The 845-nt window shown below is 68.6% G+C and carries 2 protein-coding genes; both read left to right on the top strand.

Annotated features, from left to right (window positions below; all coding sequences use genetic code 11):
• On the top strand, positions 1–349 hold a 349-nt coding region (locus tag MKK69_RS24855), incomplete at its 5' end, for a GDP-mannose 4,6-dehydratase (RefSeq protein WP_243965969.1).
• An 88-nt stretch (positions 350–437) separates the two neighbouring features.
• Positions 438–845: GDP-mannose 4,6-dehydratase (locus MKK69_RS24850; RefSeq protein ID WP_409564876.1), on the top strand; the 408-nt coding region annotated here is incomplete at its 3' end.

Below are 845 nucleotides of genomic sequence, written 5' to 3'. Positions count from 1 at the left end.
GCGGCTCGGCAACATCGACGCCAAGCGCGACTGGGGCCACGCCCGGGACTACGTGCAGGCGATGTGGCTGATGCTGCAGCAGGAGAAGCCGGACGATTACGTGATCGCCACCGGCCGCACGACGACGGTGCGGGACATGTGCGTGATCGCGTTCAAGCATGTCGGGCTGAACATCGACGACCACCTGGTGATCGACCCGGCCTTCTTCCGTCCGGCGGAGGTCGAGGTGCTGCTGGGCGACCCGGCCAAGGCAAAGGCGACCTTCGGCTGGGCGGCGCAGACCAGCCTCGAGGATCTCATCACCGAGATGGTCGACGCCGACATCAAGCGCCTCAGCGCCAACGCCTGAACCGATCCACCCTTGCCGTCTTGCGGCGGATCCTGCACCCGTCCAGCGCGGGCGGCGGGATCCGACGCCCAATCCTGGAGTCCTTCAGGTGTCCCGATCCACCGAAACTGTCAGGCCCGTGATCCTGTGCGGCGGGACGGGGACGCGGCTGTGGCCGGCCTCGCGGGAGAGCATGCCCAAGCAGCTCGCCCGGCTGGTGGCTGCGCACGCCTCGAACGGGATCCTGTTCAACCACGAGAGCCCGCTGCGGGGCGTCGAGTTCGTGACCCGCAAGGTCACGGACGCGGTGGCGCGGATCAAGCGGGGCGGGCATAAGGAGCTGCGGCTCGGCAACATCGACTCCAAGCGCGACTGGGGCCACCGCCGGCGCTACGCGCAGGCCACGTCGGTGATGCCGCCGCAGGAGAAGCCCGACGGTTCAGGTACGCGTGCCGGCCGCACGTCGACGGGTCAGGACGGTTGCGTGTCTGCGATCACAGATGTCTCGCGCGAAGTC

Source organism: Methylobacterium sp. J-026 (assembly GCF_022829585.1).
In the GTDB taxonomy this organism is placed as follows: domain Bacteria; phylum Pseudomonadota; class Alphaproteobacteria; order Rhizobiales; family Beijerinckiaceae; genus Methylobacterium.
This window is presented reverse-complemented; position numbering and strand designations above follow the sequence as displayed.